The sequence below is a fragment of the Candidatus Polarisedimenticolia bacterium genome, from assembly GCA_036001465.1.
Lineage (GTDB): Bacteria > Acidobacteriota > Polarisedimenticolia > Gp22-AA2 > Gp22-AA2 > Gp22-AA3.
Genome location: DASYUH010000022.1, coordinates 29199 through 45790 on the forward strand (window position 1 = coordinate 29199; position 16592 = coordinate 45790).

Genomic DNA, 16592 nt, shown 5'->3' on the forward strand with positions numbered 1-16592 from the left:
CATGAGGAGTATAGCGCCGCCCACGTTCCGGGACGTACCGCCGGCATCCTGTGGTATCCTCGGCCTCGCATCGTCTCGCCGCGCTTGCTGGAAGTATCCCGAACGTCCCGGTCGCCCGCTTGCTGCGGGATTCCGCGTCTCGAGCGGGCTCACGGGCGTGCTGAGGAGCGCTGGGTTGCATCCTGGAATCCTGGCGGCCGGCGGGACGGCCGCCCTGCTTCTGCTCCTGCTCGGAGTCCTTGCAGCCGGAACGGCCGGCGTGCTGTTCGCCCGCCGTCTCGAGCTGACCCGGAGCGTCATGGTGCACGCCCCCGCGGGGCGTGCCTGGGAATTCGTCCGCCACCTGCCTGCCCTGCACGAGCGCCACGGCAAGGCGCGCGAGCTGTGTCCCATCACCGCATGGTCGCTGCGGCACGGCGACGGCGCGCACGCCGGATCGGTGTGGCGTGCCCACGGCGACTGGGACGGCTCCCCCTACTGGGCCGACCTCGAGGTCGTACGAGTCGATCCGGGCCGGCAGCTGGCCTTCGCCCTGCGCCGCGACTCCCTGGGGACGCACCGCGGGCTCAAGACGCACCTCGGCACCCTGCTCCTCGAGACGGCCGGAAGCGACGCGACCAAGCTCACGTGGTGCCTGCGGGCCGAGCTGCGCGGGCCGCGCCTGATCCTGGCCCGGATGAGGTCCCGATCCCGGCTTCAGGCCCGACTCTTCGATCAGGGGCTGCGCTCGCTCAAGGTGGAGATCGACAACTCCGCTCGTGAGGGGACGGAGACCGATCGCAGCGCGGATGAGGCGTCCACGGTGGCGCCCGCCCCCCCGCCTCCACCGGCGCGGATCCCGCGCGGCCCCGAAACGAGCGCTTAGCGGGATTCGGCCAGCAGGCTCTCCCGGAAGTACCCGGCAGGAATCGTTCCGGCCGAGAGGAAGCGCTCGTGGAAGGCGCGCGGGGAGAAGCGATCTCCCTGGAGGGCACGGACCCGATCGCGCAGCTCGAGGATGTCCCGCTTGCCGAGGTGGTAGGTGATGGCCTGGGTAGGCCATTTCGAGTAGCGGTAGATGGCGCGACGCGCGCCGTTGCAGGCGGCGAGGCGGACCGGGTCGGTCGGGTTGCCGGTGCAGGCATCCGGCAGGAATTCCACGTGCTCCAGGTAGTACGCCACCGCGTCGTCGAAGCTCATGCGGCCGGTGTGGAGGCCCGTGTCCAGGCGGACCCGGGCGTCCCGCAGCACCTGCCATTTCAACTGGTACAGCCGCTCCTCCGGCGTGTAGAAGCCGCCGGGCGCCCCCGGCTGCGGCTCCGCCATGAGCTGCTCGGCATAGAGGGCCCAGCCCTCGGCCGACATGCTGTCCTCCCACATCGAGGATGAGTCCTCCACCGCTCCGGGGGTGAGCCACCGGACCGCGGCGATCGAGGCCCCCTTCTGCCGCATGAACTGGTATTGCCAGTCGTGCCCCGGGAATCCCTCGTGGGCGCACAGATCGGCCACCGCGTGGATGTTGTTCTCCTTCAGCACGCCGAGCGCGCCGTGCGAGGCGGTCAGGTAGAAGCGGCCGATCCCCTGCGGCTTGAACGCGGGGGCCGGGTAGTAGGCCGCCTCGAGAGTGCTTTCGAGCATCGCGGGGGTCTCGACGATCTCGAGGCGGTAGTCCTGGGGAAGCGCGAACATCCTGTGCCGCCGGGCGTACTCCACCAGCTCCAGCGCCTTGCGCCGGTAGGTGGCGAACATCTCCTCGTCGCTCTTGGGGTACTCCCGCGCCAGGTCGTCCATCACCCGCCGGACCGACAGGATCGATGCCCGGGGGCCGCTCCAGTCGAGGCGCAGGCTCCGGCGGCGCGCCACCTCGCGGGCCACCTCCAGCAGCTGGTTCCGGCTCTCCTCGACCTGGCTTCCGCCGTACGCGAACAGGGACGCGGCGGTCTCCTTCGGGTCGAGACGCAGGTTGTTGTGCAGGCGCCACTCGTACTCGGCCTCGCCGGCTGCGTACCGGTCCCCGTCCTTGAACGGCCGGTACGCCTCCTCGAGAAAGGTCCCCAGGTCCCGGAAGGCGGCGGCCGCCTCCCGGCCCGCTTCGTTCAAATCCTTCAGCACCGGATCCCGGTGGATCTGTCCTTGCAGGTGGCCGGCCGCCAGGCCGGGCAGGCTCTCGCCGAAGTAGGTGGCGTGGCCGCCGGTCGCGTCCAGGCCGTCGTACTGGACAACCCGGTAATCGGGGATGACGCCCGCCTCGATCCCTTCGCGCAGGCTCTCCCGCACTCCGCGCAGGTACGCCGGGACGGCGCGCACGCGCCGGATGACCCGCTCCCATTCCTGCGCCGTCCCGAGGCCACCCCCCGGGAGCGGGGTCATCTGCTGGATCTGCCAGTCGACGCCGCGGAACGGCGCCACGGTGTATGTGTCGATGCTTTTCAGATCGTGGCGCGCGTCCTCCATCATGTGCTTCAGGAAACGCACCTGAGCCCGCACCACATCCCGGTCGATCGCGTCCGCCGCCGACAGCGACCCGGGGTCGACCCGGTCGAGGTCGGCGAGGATCGATTCGTAGAACGCCTTCCGATCGGCGCGCCCTGACCTGGAGACGTCCGGCAGGCCGGCGTTGATGTCGGAGAGCTCCGGGCTGTAGGCGTCGGCGCCGAGGTAGGTGGCGGTGACCGGATCCCGCTTCAGGTAGCCGACGAAGTATTTCTCGCGGACCTGCGGCCAGGGCAACCGGGCGTCCTTTCCGGAGCAGGCGAGGGACGGAAGACACGACACGGCCAGGAGGGCCGGCAGCGCAAGACTTTTCACATGCATCCCGACGTCCCCGGCGCCACGAGCCTCTCCCGGCGGGGGCGCATGATAGCATGAGGAACGACCATGAACTCGCACCGCCTGGGAAAGGTGCCGGCCGCCATCCTGCCGGCCGCGGCCCTGGCGCTGGCGCTCGCCGGACGCCCGGAGGCCCCGGCCGCTCCGCCCGTTCCGTCCGCCGGGGCGCCGCATCCCTCGGCTCCGATCGTCCGCGCCGCGGGGATGACGCTCGAGTCGCGCCTGGGACGCATCGTGGTGACCGGCGTCGCCGGCGGATCCCCGGCGGACCGGGCCGGCGTTCTTCCCCTGGACGTGCTTCTGGTGGTGAACGGCCGGAGCCTGGTCGATCTCGATCCCCTCTCCCCCGCCGAGGTGCTGCGCCTCCTGCGGGATGACAAGGCGAACGGGACGCGCCTCGTGGTCGGACGGGGCGCCGGAACCCTCACGGTCGATCTCCCGCAGGATCGGGCAGAGACCTGGACGGCCCCCGCGGCGCCGGAGGAGCTGCGCCCCGGCGTGCTGGCCCCGCTGTTCACGGCGACCGATCTCAAGGGGAACCCGTTCGCCCTCGAGGGCCTCAGGAAACGTCCGGTGCTTCTCGATTTCTGGGCCAGCACCTGCCCCCCGTGCCTGAAAAACGTCATTCCGCTCCGACGCATCGCCGAAGAGTATGCGGGTCGCCTGGCGATCGTGGGCGTGAGCCTGGACGAGGAACGGCCGGCCTTCGAGGCGTTCGCCTACAACCAGCACCTGCCCGGGTTCCAGATCTTCGACGGCGGCGGCTGGCACGGACCGATCGCCCGGCTGTACGGCGTGGCCGGGACCGGGATTCCCCGCTACATCCTGCTGGACGCCGACGGCCGCATCGTCGCGATCGAAGCCCTGCAGGACCTCGAGGACGACATCGCCCGCCTGGCGGGGGGCCGCGCACCCTAGAGGGCCTCAGCCCTCTTCATCCCCGCGTTCCTGAAGGCCGGCCACCGATTCGTAGACCGGCTTCCCCCGCTCTTCGGCCACGCGCGGGAAGACGCGGCGCAGCCAGAGCGGCGTGATCATCGTGGTGATCAGGACCATCAGGATCATGACCGAGAAGACGTCGCGCCCGATGATGCCGTTCGCCAGGCCGTACCCCGCGACGATCAGTCCCACCTCGCCGCGCGAGATCATCCCGACGCCGACCCGGAGAGACTCGCGGTAGCTGAAGCCCGAGATCCACGCCAGCGCCCCGCAGCCGATCACCTTGCCGAGGACAGCCACCACGAGGATGAAGGCGGTCATCCCGGCCAGCTGGGTGATCTGCCTGACGTCCGCGCGCAGTCCGATGTTGATGAAGAAGACCGGCACGAAAAACGAGTAGGTCAGGGGGTGGATGCCGCGATCGATTCTCTCCTTGAACGGGGTCTGCGCGAACAGCACCCCGGCCATGTAGGAGCCGGTGATGGCCGCGACCCCTCCCACGTACTCCGCCGCCCAGGCATACAGGAACGCCACCACGACGACGAAGGCGATCACCGGTTCGCTGACGCCCAACCGGGCGACCGCCCGCGTGATCCGCTCGAGGAACCGGCGCCCCAGCACCCAGCCGAGGACGAAGAACAGCGTGATCTTCAGGCAGACCCAGGCGATCGCCATGCCGAGCCCGGCGGCGGCTCCCGCGGCCTCCGCGCCCTGCGCCGCCGTTCCCCGGCCGACGAACGCCACGACGAGCGACAGGACGATGATCCCCATGACATCGTCGATGACGGCGGCGCCGAGGATCGTGCTGCCCTCCTTGGATCGCAGGCTCCGGAGCTCGATCAGCGTCTGTGCCGAGATGCTGACGCTCGTCGCCGTGAGGACGGCCCCCATGAAGAACCCTTCGCCCCAACCGTAGCCGAACAGGTGCGCCGCCGCGGCGCCGCCGGCGAGCGGCAGGACCACGCCGCCGATGGCGGCCCAGAAGGCGACCTTCCCGACGCGCCGCATCTCCTCCAGGTTGGTCTCCATGCCGGCCACGAACATGAGCAGGATGACGCCGATCTCCGCCAGCACCTGCACTACCGAGGACAGATCGGCATGGTGCATCCCGCCGTCCGAGGCGGCGCGGAACACCCCCCAATCCAGCACGTTCAGTAGGCTGGGCCCGAGGAGCAGCCCGGCCAGGATCTCGCCGAACACCGCCGGCTGCCCGAAGCGCGTGCTGAGATGCCCCGCGGCCTTCGAGATCAGCGTGACCAGGGCCAGGAAGAGCAGGATCTGCAGAATGAAATTCATCGAGGCGTCCATTCCCGTCCGGGATCGCCGCCGGTCGAGGGGGGTCGGCGGGGCTGGGATTGTAGCCGCCAACTCATGCTAGGCTCAAGCTGGATGATCCGCGCCCCGCTCATCGTGTGGATTCTTCTCGTTCCGTGGAGCGCTTTCGCCTCCGCCCCCGACGATCCCCTTCCCATCCGGAGCCAGCTGCCGTTCAAGCTCCTGTTTCTCGAGCCGGCGCCGGCCGCCGCCGGCATCGAGCCCGATCGCGAGGCGCGCTTCGCGCTGCACCTCACGTACGAGAACACTCTGGTGGCAAGCGACGCGCTGGTGAACGAGTTCGACCGGAATGGGGACGCTTATGACGGCCGCGTGACCTTTCCGACCCTGGCCTCGATCGCAGCCGGTCAGCCGTCCGGCACCGCGTACGTCCTGGACGGGGAAACCCTGAGGACCGTGCTCGATGCACGCCTGGGCATCGCCCGGCGTCTCGAGGTCGGAGTCGAAGTGCCGTTCCTGTCCCAGGGGCGCGGCTTTATGGACGGGCCGATTGACTCGTTCCACGACCACCTGCACCTGCCGGATGGCGGCCGGACCGGCTTCGCCCGGGGCGAATTCCGCGCCGGGTACATCGGCGACGGACAGACGGTCTATCTCGATGATCCGCCGGGCGGTTTCCGCCTGGGGGACATCGTGGTGTCGGTGGCCGGCGCCATCGTACGGCCGCGCGGACGGATGCCGGCGGTCAGCGCCGCTCTGTCCGCCAAGCTGCCGACAGGGGCATTCAGGAATCTGGCCGGCAGCGGCTCGACGGACTACGGCCTGGCGTTGCGGCTCTCCCGGAAATGGCCACGCTCGACGCTCCACCTCGGCTCGGCCTGGAACCATGTTGGGGAGTGGAAACTGGCACCCGGGCTGCCGCTCCACGCCTCGAGGAGTCTGTACGCTTCCTACGCCTTCGCCGCCAACCCCCGCGTCCACCTCATCGCCCAGGCCATCCGGACGAGCGGCCCGTTCCCCTTCCGCTCCGGGAACGACCTCGGAAAGGTGGCAATGGAGGTCAGCGCCGGCATCCGGTACCACCTTCCAGGCGGGGTCGACCTGGAATGGGCCGTGATCGAGAACTTGGAGCCCTACTACAACACTCCGGACGTCGGAATGTTCCTGGGCGTGCGCTGCAGGACCGCCTCCGCCGGGCCCGCCGGTGGCTCCCCGCCGGCTGTTTCCCGGCCAAGTCCCTGAAAAATCGTCAGTTGGCGGGGCTTCGGGGCGGGTCATCCCCCCGCCGGAAGGCTATTCCGATCGCTTATCTATTTCATTGCCTCCACCCCGACGTCGCCGTATAATTCCCGTGCAATCACAGACAGGTCGCGGGTTTCCGGGGAATACACCCGACGGGTGCTCCGGAAAAATAATCTGACTCGGGGGAGTCTAACGTGGAACCACTCGACAAGGTCGTCATCGGCGAACGGATCAAGTCCCTGCGCAAGAGCAGGGGGCTGCGGCAGTGGCAGATGGCCGAGTTGCTGGGGGCCACCCAGCCGGCCGTGCACAAGTACGAGAACGGCATCCTCCCCGAGGTGAAGCGGCTCCTCGAGCTGGCCCGCATCGGCCACACCTCCATCGAATGGATCCTGACGGGGCGGCACTGGGAGAACGGCTCCGGAGAGATGGAGCGACTGAAGCCGGAGGTCTACGAGCTGGCCTACCAGTTCCAATCGTTCAGGCCGGAAGAGCGGAAGATTCTGGCGGACGCCCTGGAGGTCATCAACGGGGCGGTGGCCGCGGTGCGCGAGGCGACCAAGAAGGAGCCGCGCGAGGTGGGCGAAACCGAGGTTGGCCGCGCCTTGAAGTCGTTCGAGAAACACGGCCGGGAAGCGCTGGTCGCGGCCCTGTCGGTCTACGACGCCGTGGTCACGACCCTCGCCGACAGCAAGGTCAGGGATCTGCATCGCTTCGGTCAGGCCGGCAGCCTCGAGGTGCCGGTCGAGAGGTCCGTGCGCATGCCCTCCCTCCAGAAGAACGCCGGCTGAACGACGGCCGCGGCAGTTCGCGTAGAGAACCCTGAAGCGCGGCCGGCTGACTGCGCCCAGCGCCGCTTGATTGACAGGCTCTGCCCGCCGGTCTAACCTCCCGCGATGGACCTTTTCGGATCGGATTCCGACGCCCCGTCTCCCGGACCCGCATTCCCCGGGCCGCGGGCCGACGCGGCTCCGCTCGCCGAGCGCATGCGTCCGGAGAGCCTCGACGAGATCGTCGGCCAGGAGGAGCGGATCGGCCCGGGGCGCCCCCTGCGCGAGGCCATCGAGAGGGACCGGGTCCACTCGATGATCCTCTGGGGCCCGCCGGGCTCCGGCAAGACCACTCTGGCGCGGATCATCGCCCGCCTCACACGGTCGCAGTTCGTCCAGTTCAGCGCCGTCCTGTCCGGCATCAAGGAGATCAAAGAGGTGATGCGCGCCGCCGAGCAATACCGGCGCGCGACGGGCCGCAGGACCATCCTGTTCGTGGACGAGATCCACCGTTTCAACCGCGCCCAGCAGGATGCGTTCCTGCCCTACGTCGAATCGGGCGCCATCGTCCTGATCGGCGCCACCACCGAGAACCCGTCGTTCGAGGTGAATGCGGCCCTCCTCTCACGTTGCGCCGTCTACACGCTGAGGGGGCTCGACGAGGCCGAGATCGCCGGCCTGCTCAGGCGCGCCATGCAGTCGGAGCGGGGGATCGCCGCCCGCGGCGTCACCGCCGGCGACGACGATCTCCTCTACCTGGCGTCCCTGTCCGGCGGGGACGCCCGCCGCGCCCTCAACATCCTCGAGCTCCTCGCCATGACGGCGCCCGCGGCGGCGGACGGCACCCGGCCGATCGACCGCGAGGCGATCGCGCGCGCCGCGCAGCGCGCCCCGCTCCTGTACGACAAGGCGGGCGAGGAGCACTTCAATTTGATCTCGGCGCTGCACAAGTCGCTGCGCAACAGCGACGCGGACGCGGCGCTCTACTGGCTTCTCCGCATGCTGGAATCGGGAGAGGATCCTCTGTACGTCGCGCGCCGCATGGTGCGCTTCGCGTCGGAGGACATCGGCAACGCCGATCCCCAGGCGCTCCCGGTGTCGCTGGCGGCCAAGGACGCGTTCGACTTCCTCGGGATGCCCGAGGGCGCCCTCGCCCTGGCCCAGGCCGCCGTCTACCTCGCGCTGGCGCCGAAGAGCAACGCGGTGTACGCGGCGTGCAACCGCGTGCAGGAGGATCTGAAGGCGGGGCCGGCCGACCCGGTTCCTCTCGCCGTCCGCAACGCGCCGACCGTTCTCATGAAGGGCCTGGGCTACGGCAGGGACTACAAGTACGCCCACGATTTCGAGGAGGGGACCGCCGACCTGCAGTGCCTGCCGGACCGCCTGCGCGGACGCCGGTATTACGAGCCGAAACCGGTCGGTTTCGAGAAGCACCTCGGGGAGCGGATGAAGGAGATCGAGGAGGCGAAGCGGCGCCTGCGGGAGCGCCGGGACGTCAGGCGGTCGCCTTGACGGAGGCGGCCGGCTTCAGCAGAAGCCAGGTCACGTCCTTGTCGTCGGGAGAGACGTCGCACATCGGCAGGACTTTCCCCGCCTCGAACTCCTTGAGGACTTCGCGCCCCGCGAAATGGCAGTTCTCGCAGCGGTAGGTGCCGGACACCCTGCAAATCTCACCGGTCTTCCACGTGCGCGACGAATTCACCCTGTCCTCCGGGATCGTGCGGGACGAATGGAGGGGCGACGCCGTCACCCCTCGCCGAGAAGAGCGGAGAAAGGATCCTACTTCCTCCCCTTCTTCCCACCTTTCTTCTTGGCAGCCTTCTTTTTCTTCGGAATGGCGACTCACCCCCTTCCGTGCGTCGCGACCGCGTCGGCCCCTGCCGGCAAGAAATTTTTCGTGGTGTCTATAACATCGTTGCCGACGGGTGTCAACAACTCTAGGACCTCTAGGACCTGCCGATGATGCTCTTCGGGGAGCCGCGCCCCGGCGGACGCCCCGATCGCAAGGTGATGACATCGATGGCGGGACGGCAGAACAGGCGCACCGGCAAGAAGGACCATCCCAGGCCGCGGCTCACGTGCAGGCGCACCCCGGGGTCCACGTCGAACCAGCCCTCCAGGTGGGCGGTCGTTCCCTGGGGCGCCCAGAGCGCGCCGATCACGGGGAGCCTCACCTGGCCTCCGTGCGTGTGGCCCGCGAGCACCAGGTCGATGTCCCAGTTCCCGAGGCTGGCGGCGATCTCCGGGCTGTGGGCGACGAGGATGCAGGCGTCCCGTCTCGCCACGTGCGCCATCGCGAGCTTGAGACTGTCGTGACCGGTGATCGGATCGTCCAGGCCGGCGATGACGATGCGTCCGCCGGGATAGCGGATCTTCCGGCTGCCGTTGCTCAGGAGCGTGAACCCGGCCCGGCGGACCGCCTCGGGTCCCCACGTCCTGGGAACCCCGGCCCGGTAGTCGTCATGGCCCCACACAAGGAATTTTCCGCTGCGGGCACGCAGGGCCGCCAGGAACGATTCCAGATCGGCCGGCCGGACGCCCGAGCGGACCAGATCCCCCGAAATGACGATGACGTCGGGTTGCGCGGTGTTCACGATCGCGATGGCACGGCGCTCACGCCGGCCGATCGACGCGATGTGGATGTCGCTCAGATGAACGAGGGTCAGATCCGGAGCGTCGGGGCTGAGCATCGGCATGTACTCGACCGACCGCAGCACTTCGATCCAGTCCAGCTCGATCAGGGCGGCGTAGAGGCCGATCGCCACGACGACCACTCCTGCCAGGAGGACCAGCCGGCCCCCTCTTCCTCGAGGCACGACGCGCATGGCCTCGAATATAGGGACGGTCCACCCCCCGAGCCACCCGGGAGCCTGTCCGGATGTTCGGACCGGCTCCCCGACCTTGACCCGGATGGACGTTCGGGCTAGTATTCCCCGGTCACCCCATGGGGTTTGTCCTGCCCCTCCTTTAGGAACGGCCTTAGCCCTTGACTGATAAGCGGCATCACGATCACGGCCGGCCTGCCCATGGCCGGCCCGAATCATCGCACCGCCATGACCCGGACTCGGGGCAGCCTCCCGCCAATCCGGGCGGGACGGTCGGCCCGCACCCTGGGGGCCAGGCGGCGCCGGCGCCGCGCCCGGATTCCCATGCGCAGCCGCATCGCCAGCACGGCCACGGGCATGATGGTCAGGCGGGGGGCGGCCAGAACCGCCAGCGGCGCCATCACAGAAACTGGCGGCACAGGCGCGCCCAGCAGCGGCGCGGGGGTCACCATCCCGACTCCGGCTCCGGGCACGCGTCGGGGCAGGGCCAGGGGACCTTCCGGACGGGCGAGGCGGCCCCGGCCGCGGCGCACGGACATTCGCAGGGATCGCACGGCCACCCCCAGCATGGACACTCCGAAACGGCTCGGGCGGCCGAGCCGGCCGTGGAAGCGGGCGGCGTCCTCGAGGTGACGGGGGAGGCGGGCGGATACCTGCGCCAGCCGCGGCGCAACTACCGGCCGTCCCCGGAGGACACGTTCGTCCCGCGCGAGATGCTGCTGCGCCTCGCCCCGGCCAACCAGCGCCTCAACGGCGGCGGCATCGAGGGGTGCGAGATCGAAGGCATGGCGGCCCACTCCGCGCGCGGCGCGCGGCCGCGTGAGGCGCGGCATGGAGGCCACCCGCGCCACGGCGGGCACGGGTCGCACGGCGGCGGACGTCCGGCCGGAGGCGGCGGCGCCGCCGGCCTCAGCCTGGTCGAGATCCGCTCGATCAACGGGGTCAAGCCGGAGGAGTTCGCCCGGCGCAGGCCGTTTACCGAGCTCACCTCGATCGACCCGTTCGAACGGATCAAGCTCGAGACCGAGCCGGCCGAGCTGTCGATGCGGGTCATTGATCTCTTGACGCCGATCGGCAAGGGTCAGCGCTGCCTGATCGTGGCGCCGCCGCGCGCCGGCAAGACCACCCTTCTGCAGAAGATCGCCGCCTCCATCTCGAAGAACCACCCCGAGATCAACCTGATCGTGCTGCTCGTCGACGAGCGGCCCGAGGAGGTGACCGACATGAAGCGCAACGTCCGCGGCGAGGTGATCGCCTCGTCGTCCGACGACATGGCGCGGCAGCACGTGTCGGTGTCGCGCATCGTCCTGGAGCGGGCGAGGCGCCTGGTCGAGGTCGGACGCGACGTCGTCATCCTGCTCGATTCCCTGACCCGCCTGGCCCGCGCGCACAATGCCGCCACCCCGGGGACGGGCCGCACGCTGAGCGGCGGCCTGGACGCGCGCACGATGGAGCAGCCGCGCCGCCTGTTCGGCGCCGCCCGCAAGGCGGAGGAAGGCGGCAGCCTGACGGTCATCGCCACCGCCCTGGTCGACACCGGCAGCCGGATGGACGACGTCATCTTCCAGGAGTTCAAGGGGACGGGGAACATGGAGCTGGTGCTGGACCGCGACCTGTTCGAGCAGCGCATCTACCCCGCCCTCGACATCCCCAGGTCGGGGACCCGCAAGGAGGAGAAGCTCTTCACGAAGGAGGAGCTGCCGCGCATCCACAAGCTGCGCCGGGTGCTCTTCGAGATGAAGCCGCGTGACGCCATGATGAAGCTCCTCGACAAGCTCGCCAAGCACCCCAGCAACAGCGATTTCCTGAAGTCTCTCGATCTCTGAAGTCCCCGGCCCACGGGCCTCCCGGGCGAATTACCGCTTGACATCCGGGCCGGTATCCTTTACTCTTCCTCCTTGTAGGAAGTGAGGTTTCTGGTTGGACTTAGGAAAGAGCCCCAGGGACGCACGACTCCCCTCGGGGCTTTTTTAGTGTTCGGCAGGACCGAAGCTTCCACCCCGGAACGTGGTGTTCCGGTGCACTGGCCTCTGAAAAGAGGTGGAGGGAAGGCTCGTGGCAAATGGTCGTGTCAAGTGGTTCAACAACAGCAAGGGGTACGGCTTCATCGAGATCGAGGGTGGCAAGGACGTCTTCGTCCATTTTTCCGCCATCGAGGGTAGCGGCTACCGCTCGCTCGAGGAAGGACAGGCTGTGGAGTTCGAGGTGACCCAGGGAACGAAGGGTCCGCAGGCCTCGAACGTCAAGCCGGCCTGACCGGACTCGCGGGTGGTCCGCGTCGCCCTGGGCGACCAGGACCACTGACCAGCAGGGCCCCGGAGGTGCAAGCCTCCGGGGCTTTTGCATTTTGGGGACCTCAGAGGCTGTTGAGGTAGCTTTGCAGGCGCCTCTTGTCCTCGGCCTCGACGTGGGTGAACCGGATCGCGATCTCGTAGCGGCGGCTCTCGATGGCGCCGGGCTTCTCCGTGGTCCTCAGGACGGCCGCCTCGATGTCCATCGTGGCCGGCCCGCGCAGGTCGCCGCCGATGAGGGTCACGGTGAGCTTGATCGGAAGATCCGCGTCGAGCGGCCGGTTGGATGCGCAGCGGGCGCCGCCGGTGGCGATGTCCAGCGTCATCAGCTTGAGATCCGGGGGTATCCGCTCGCCCGGCAGGACGCGGACCTCCAGGAGCGCCATGAAGCGGTGGTTCTTCCTTTTCTCGGCGTCGCTCATGGCTCCTCGGGCAGGCGCCCGGCACCCGTGCTCCGGCCAACCTCGCGATAATACCACCAGCGCGCTCCACGCGGGCCTGTCCGCGTGCCCGCTCGGGCTCCCGGGCTCCTAGCGCGAAAAATGGAACGGGATGCTCGTGACCACCACCCCCGGGCGGAACAGGAGCGCCCCCTTCACTAGGAAGGCCGACTGGTTGTGGAACAGCCCCTCCCACCAATGGGCGGTGACGAACTCCGGGAGGACGACGGTGACCATCTCGTTGCGCCGGCGTCCGTGCATGAGGTCGTCGATGTGGTCGACGAGCGGCTGGACGATCGATCGGTAGGGCGACTCGAGGACCTTGAGCGGCACGCCGCCCCCCCAGGTCTTCCACTGCTGGCGGATCTGCTCGGTCTTCTCTGCGTCGATGGCGACGTGCACCGCCTCGACCTCGTGGGCAATCGATTTCGCGTACCGGATGGCGTACACGGTGGCGCGATTGACGGCGGAGATCGGCACGATGGCGGTGTGGCGCAGCGGCCGTTCCGGATCGATTTCGCGGAGCGACAGCTGCTGGCGGACGTAGAAGTAGTGCCGGTGGGTCCTGAGGAAGAAGAAGACGAACAGCGGGATCAGGAGGATCACGATCCAGGCGCCGTGGGTGAACTTGGTCACCGAGATCACCAGAAGAGCGGCCCCGGTGGCCATCGCCCCGGCCGCGTTGATCGCGGCGTGCAGGCGGTAGCGCGGCCCCTTTTCCCGCAGGTGCCGGGCGACCATGCCCGACTGGGACAGCGTGAATGCCAGGAACACGCCGACCGCGTAGAGCGGGATCAGGGCGTGCGTGTCGCCGCCGAACAGGATGATCAGGAGCCCGGCCGATCCCGCCAGGATCAGGATGCCGTTGGAGTAGACCAGGCGGTCCCCCAGATTGGCGAGCTGGCGGGGCAGGAAGCGGTCCCGGGCGAGGATCGACGACAGGCGCGGGAAGTCGGCGAACGACGTGTTCGCGGCGACCAGCAGGACCATCGCGGTCGCCGTCTGCAGCAGGTAGTACATGGGCCCGGTTCCGAAGACCACCCGCCCGAGCTGGGACACCACCGTCTGGCCGGCCCCGGGTACCACGAGGTACGCGTGGGCCAGGAAGGACGTCGCGAGGAAAAACGACCCCAGGATGACCGCCATGATCATCATGGTGGTCGCGGCGTTCCGCGATTCGGGCTTGCGGAAGGCCTGGACGCCGTTGCTCACCGCCTCGATGCCGGTGAGCGCGGCGCACCCGGCCGAGAAGGCGCGCATCAGCAGGAACAACGTCAGCGCGTTCGAGGTCTGGGGCAGGACGGCCGCGGGTGCCTCGACCGGCGGGTATCCTAGAAACGCGCGGACGAGGCCGGTGACCACCATCGCAGTCATTGCGAAGATGAACATGTAGGTCGGCAGCGCGAAGATCCGTCCCGACTGGCGCAGGCCGCGCAGGTTGCCGACGACCAGGATGAACAGGAAGAGGAGACCCACGGCGACTCTGTGGTGCAGCAGCCCGGGGAGGGCCGAGGTCACGGCCGCCACGCCGGCGACGGTCGAGACGGCGACCGTCAGGACGTAGTCGAGCAGGAGCGCCGCCGCCGCGATCAGCCCCCACAGCGTCCCCAGGTTCTCGCGCGCCACGCTGTACGAGCCGCCCCCCATCGGGTAGGCGTGGATGGTCTGCCGGTAGGAAACGATCACGATGACCAGCAGGAGGACGATCAGTCCCGAGATCGGGATGGAGTAGTTCAGGGCCGCGAGGCCGGCCAGGCTCAGGACGAGCAGGATCTCCTCGGTCGCGTAAGCGACCGACGACAAAACGTCGGAGGAGAAGACGGCGAGCGCGATCGGGATGCTCAGGCGCTCCTCATGGAACCGCTCGGTCTCGAGTGGCGTCCCGAGAAGCCAGCGCTTCCAGCTCATCTCACTTGACCAGGAGATAGACCGCCGGGGCGATGGCGATCCGATACCACGCGAAGGGCTTCAGCGTGAAGCGCCCGAGAAGGGCGATGAACGACCGCATGGCCACGTAGGCCGAGGCGAACGCGACCGCGAACCCGATCGCGAAGGGGACGAGGTCCTGGCCCCCCAGGTGGGACCAGCTCTTCATCAGATCGTAGAGCGTCGCCGCCGCCATCACCGGCACGGCCGCCAGGAACGAGTAATGGGCCGCCGTCCTTCTCTCCAACCCGCAGAGGAGCCCGGCCACGATCGTCGCGCCGGAGCGCGACACGCCGGGCCACATCGACAGGCACTGGACGAGCCCGATGAGGAGCGCGAGCCTGAATCCGATGCCGTCGACGCTCGATACCGAAGCCTCGGGACGGAACCGCTCCACCAGGAGGATGGCGATCCCACCGCCGAAGAGCGCCCAGGCCACGGTGACCGGCCCGAACAGATGAGCGCGGATCCAGTCGTGCAGCAGGGCCCCCGCCAGAAGCGCCGGAAGCGTCGTGGTCAGGAGCAGCGCGCACCCCCTCGGCCCCGAGAACCCACCCTGCCCGCGGAGGCTCAGGAGGGCCAGGAACCTCTCCCGCTCCAGGACGACGACCGCCAGGATGGCCCCGAGCTGGATGAAGATCTCGAAGGTCTCGGCCGTCTCCCCCGTGAAGCCGAGCAGGTGGCCCGCGACGATCAGGTGCCCCGTCGAGGAGACCGGCAGGAATTCGGTCAGGCCCTCGACAATCCCGAGCAGGACCGCGATTCCGATGAAGCCCATGGCGGCGGAGACTACCCCAGCCCGTTGGACGTTGCAAGCGGCGGGGCGGATGGAGCCACCCCCTCGTCTCGGGTGGCGGGGGGCAGCGCCTCGCGGCTCATGCTCGCTCGCGAAGGACGCCGCGAGTCCCACTCTCGCGCATGGCGCGGCTCGAAATCGCCGCGAAACGCTGCCCCCCCGCCACCTGAGCCAGGGCATGCCTCCACCCGCCCTGCCTCCTGCCTCCATCGCGTTCGAGGATGGCCCGCCCTGGCCCGCAACTCGGCGCTGGTAGTGTTTCAGAAGTTCGGTTCAGTGATAGGTCTTCTTGAGTCCGGTGATCTCGACCAGGACGCCGTGCCAGCCGACGGGATTCCCGGAGGGGTCGCGCACGAGGACCGTTTCGTCGCGGAACCAGCGCACCTCCCCCTGCCGGTCGAGGAGGCGGTATTCGGAGGTGGCGATGCCTTTCTTGCGGATCGCCTCCTCACCGAGCTGGATGAGCTGGCCCGCGTCGTCGGGATGGAGGATCTTCATGAAGAAATCCCGGTCGCGCGTCCACTCCTCCTCGGAATAGCCCAGCATGGACGCGGCCTGGGGGCTGATGTATCGCGTGCGATAGGGGGGATCGACGTCGCACAGATAGATGATGGCCGGAATGTGCTCGATCAGGCTGCGCAGTCGGGCCTCGGTCTCGGCGAGCTGCGCCATCAGGCGCGAGTTCTCGAGCGCCACCGAGGACAGGTTGGCGAAGTGCCGCGCCAGGTCGAGCTCGCGCGACGTCCATGAGTGCGGGCGCCGGGTGATCAGGATCAGGAGGCCGAAGCTCTCCCTGCCGCTCATGAGGGGCAGGTAGGCGACCCCCCGGATCGCCATGATGTCGCGGGCGCGGGGGTTGACCCGGGCGTCATCGTCGGCGTTCCGGATGGCGACCGGACGGCACGACTTCAGGGCCTGCTGCGCCCCGCCCGCCTGGGAGAGCTGGAACTTCAGGCGCGGGGCATCGTGCGGGTGGCGTCCGGAGCTGATGACCCCGTAGAGCTCCTTCTCGTTCCGGTCGACGAGGGCGATGTGGGCCCCCGCGACCCCGATCAGGCTCGCGGCGGTGTTGACGATCTTCTTGAGGGTGGTCCGCTCGTCGCCAAGACGCGCCACGTCCGCCGTGAGCCGGCACAGACGTGTCAACTGCTCGTTGTGACGGCGCAGTCCATCCTGATGCTTCCGATTTGCCTGCTGCGGCATCCGGAAGGCTCCCTCCCCTTTCTGCCTCCACCTATTTAGGATGGTATGTTCACGGTGTCAACACCCAATCTTCGCCG

The 16592-nt window shown here is 68.8% G+C and carries 16 protein-coding genes; 7 read left to right on the forward strand and 9 right to left on the reverse strand.

All coding sequences use genetic code 11. The features are described 5' to 3' along the window. Positions 1-175: 175 nt before the first annotated feature. Positions 176-865 (forward strand): SRPBCC family protein, encoded by a 690-nt coding sequence (locus VGV60_04790; GenBank protein HEV8700570.1) that lies wholly within the window; start codon positions 176-178, stop codon positions 863-865. Here the strand turns inward: VGV60_04790 and VGV60_04795 are convergent. Then, on the reverse strand, positions 862-2787 hold the full coding sequence (locus VGV60_04795) for a DUF885 domain-containing protein (protein ID HEV8700571.1): 1926 nt from the start codon (positions 2785-2787) through the stop codon (positions 862-864). The genes VGV60_04790 and VGV60_04795 overlap by 4 nt on opposite strands. Positions 2788-2856: 69 nt before the next feature. Between VGV60_04795 and VGV60_04800 the strand changes: the two genes are divergently transcribed. Continuing rightward, positions 2857-3726 (forward strand): redoxin family protein, encoded by an 870-nt coding sequence (locus tag VGV60_04800; GenBank protein HEV8700572.1) that lies wholly within the window; start codon positions 2857-2859, stop codon positions 3724-3726. 6 nt (positions 3727-3732) lie between these two features. On the opposite strand, the gene VGV60_04805 is transcribed toward VGV60_04800, so the two are convergent. Beyond that, positions 3733-5043 carry a cation:proton antiporter gene (locus tag VGV60_04805; protein ID HEV8700573.1) on the reverse strand — a complete coding sequence of 437 codons (1311 nt, stop codon included), beginning with the start codon at positions 5041-5043 and terminating at the stop codon, positions 3733-3735. Positions 5044-5136: 93 nt separating this feature from the next. Between VGV60_04805 and VGV60_04810 the strand changes: the two genes are divergently transcribed. From VGV60_04810 to VGV60_04820, 3 genes are all read left to right on the forward strand, one after another. Continuing rightward, positions 5137-6264 (forward strand): DUF3187 family protein, encoded by a 1128-nt coding sequence (locus VGV60_04810; GenBank protein HEV8700574.1) that lies wholly within the window; start codon positions 5137-5139, stop codon positions 6262-6264. Between the two features lie 194 nt (positions 6265-6458). Next, entirely contained in the window at positions 6459-7055 is a 597-nt protein-coding gene (locus tag VGV60_04815) for a helix-turn-helix transcriptional regulator (protein ID HEV8700575.1), read from the forward strand. Positions 7056-7250: 195 nt separating this feature from the next. After that, the gene (locus tag VGV60_04820) at positions 7251-8546 is read left to right on the forward strand and encodes a replication-associated recombination protein A (GenBank protein HEV8700576.1); all 1296 of its coding nucleotides are present in this window, start codon (positions 7251-7253) and stop codon (positions 8544-8546) included. Here the strand turns inward: VGV60_04820 and VGV60_04825 are convergent. The 3 genes from VGV60_04825 to VGV60_04835 form a co-directional block, all read right to left on the reverse strand. Further along, complete coding sequence (locus tag VGV60_04825) at positions 8530-8736, reverse strand: hypothetical protein (GenBank protein HEV8700577.1); 207 nt, start codon at positions 8734-8736, stop codon at positions 8530-8532. The genes VGV60_04820 and VGV60_04825 overlap by 17 nt on opposite strands. 244 nt (positions 8737-8980) lie before the next feature. After that, positions 8981-9850: a metallophosphoesterase gene (locus VGV60_04830; protein HEV8700578.1), complete on the reverse strand. Its 870-nt coding sequence runs from the start codon at positions 9848-9850 to the stop codon at positions 8981-8983. Between the two features lie 224 nt (positions 9851-10074). Continuing rightward, positions 10075-10413, reverse strand: coding sequence for a hypothetical protein (locus VGV60_04835; protein HEV8700579.1), 339 nt, complete (start codon positions 10411-10413; stop codon positions 10075-10077). 51 nt (positions 10414-10464) lie between these two features. Here VGV60_04835 and rho point away from each other — a divergent pair, with 51 nt between their 5' ends. After that, positions 10465-11685 (forward strand): transcription termination factor Rho, encoded by a 1221-nt coding sequence (gene rho, locus VGV60_04840; GenBank protein ID HEV8700580.1) that lies wholly within the window; start codon positions 10465-10467, stop codon positions 11683-11685. 229 nt (positions 11686-11914) lie between these two features. Further along, positions 11915-12115, forward strand: coding sequence for a cold-shock protein (locus VGV60_04845; protein HEV8700581.1), 201 nt, complete (start codon positions 11915-11917; stop codon positions 12113-12115). Positions 12116-12215: 100 nt separating this feature from the next. On the opposite strand, the gene VGV60_04850 is transcribed toward VGV60_04845, so the two are convergent. The 4 genes from VGV60_04850 to VGV60_04865 all read right to left on the reverse strand — a co-directional run bounded on the left by VGV60_04850 (position 12216) and on the right by VGV60_04865 (position 16515). Beyond that, positions 12216-12572 (reverse strand): PilZ domain-containing protein, encoded by a 357-nt coding sequence (locus tag VGV60_04850; protein ID HEV8700582.1) that lies wholly within the window; start codon positions 12570-12572, stop codon positions 12216-12218. 108 nt (positions 12573-12680) lie between these two features. Continuing rightward, entirely contained in the window at positions 12681-14498 is a 1818-nt protein-coding gene (locus VGV60_04855; GenBank protein HEV8700583.1) for an APC family permease, read from the reverse strand. 1 nt (position 14499) lies between these two features. Continuing rightward, entirely contained in the window at positions 14500-15294 is a 795-nt protein-coding gene (locus tag VGV60_04860) for an undecaprenyl-diphosphate phosphatase (protein ID HEV8700584.1), read from the reverse strand. A gap of 291 nt (positions 15295-15585) precedes the next feature. Beyond that, positions 15586-16515 carry a PAS domain-containing protein gene (locus tag VGV60_04865; GenBank protein ID HEV8700585.1) on the reverse strand — a complete coding sequence of 310 codons (930 nt, stop codon included), beginning with the start codon at positions 16513-16515 and terminating at the stop codon, positions 15586-15588. Between the last annotated feature and the right edge of the window lie 77 nt (positions 16516-16592).

Bases quoted from the DNA above. Each gene is read 5' to 3' on its own strand.
- VGV60_04800 (HEV8700572.1), top strand. From the start codon at position 2,857: ATGAACTCGCACCGCCTGGGAAAGGTGCCGGCCGCCATCCTGCCGGCC.
- VGV60_04805 (HEV8700573.1), bottom strand. From the start codon at position 5,043: ATGAATTTCATTCTGCAGATCCTGCTCTTCCTGGCCCTGGTCACGCTG.
- VGV60_04810 (HEV8700574.1), top strand. From the start codon at position 5,137: ATGATCCGCGCCCCGCTCATCGTGTGGATTCTTCTCGTTCCGTGGAGC.
- VGV60_04820 (HEV8700576.1), top strand. From the start codon at position 7,251: ATGCGTCCGGAGAGCCTCGACGAGATCGTCGGCCAGGAGGAGCGGATC.
- VGV60_04850 (HEV8700582.1), bottom strand. From the start codon at position 12,572: ATGAGCGACGCCGAGAAAAGGAAGAACCACCGCTTCATGGCGCTCCTG.
- VGV60_04855 (HEV8700583.1), bottom strand. From the start codon at position 14,498: ATGAGCTGGAAGCGCTGGCTTCTCGGGACGCCACTCGAGACCGAGCGG.
- VGV60_04860 (HEV8700584.1), bottom strand. From the start codon at position 15,294: ATGGGCTTCATCGGAATCGCGGTCCTGCTCGGGATTGTCGAGGGCCTG.
- VGV60_04865 (HEV8700585.1), bottom strand. From the start codon at position 16,515: ATGCCGCAGCAGGCAAATCGGAAGCATCAGGATGGACTGCGCCGTCAC.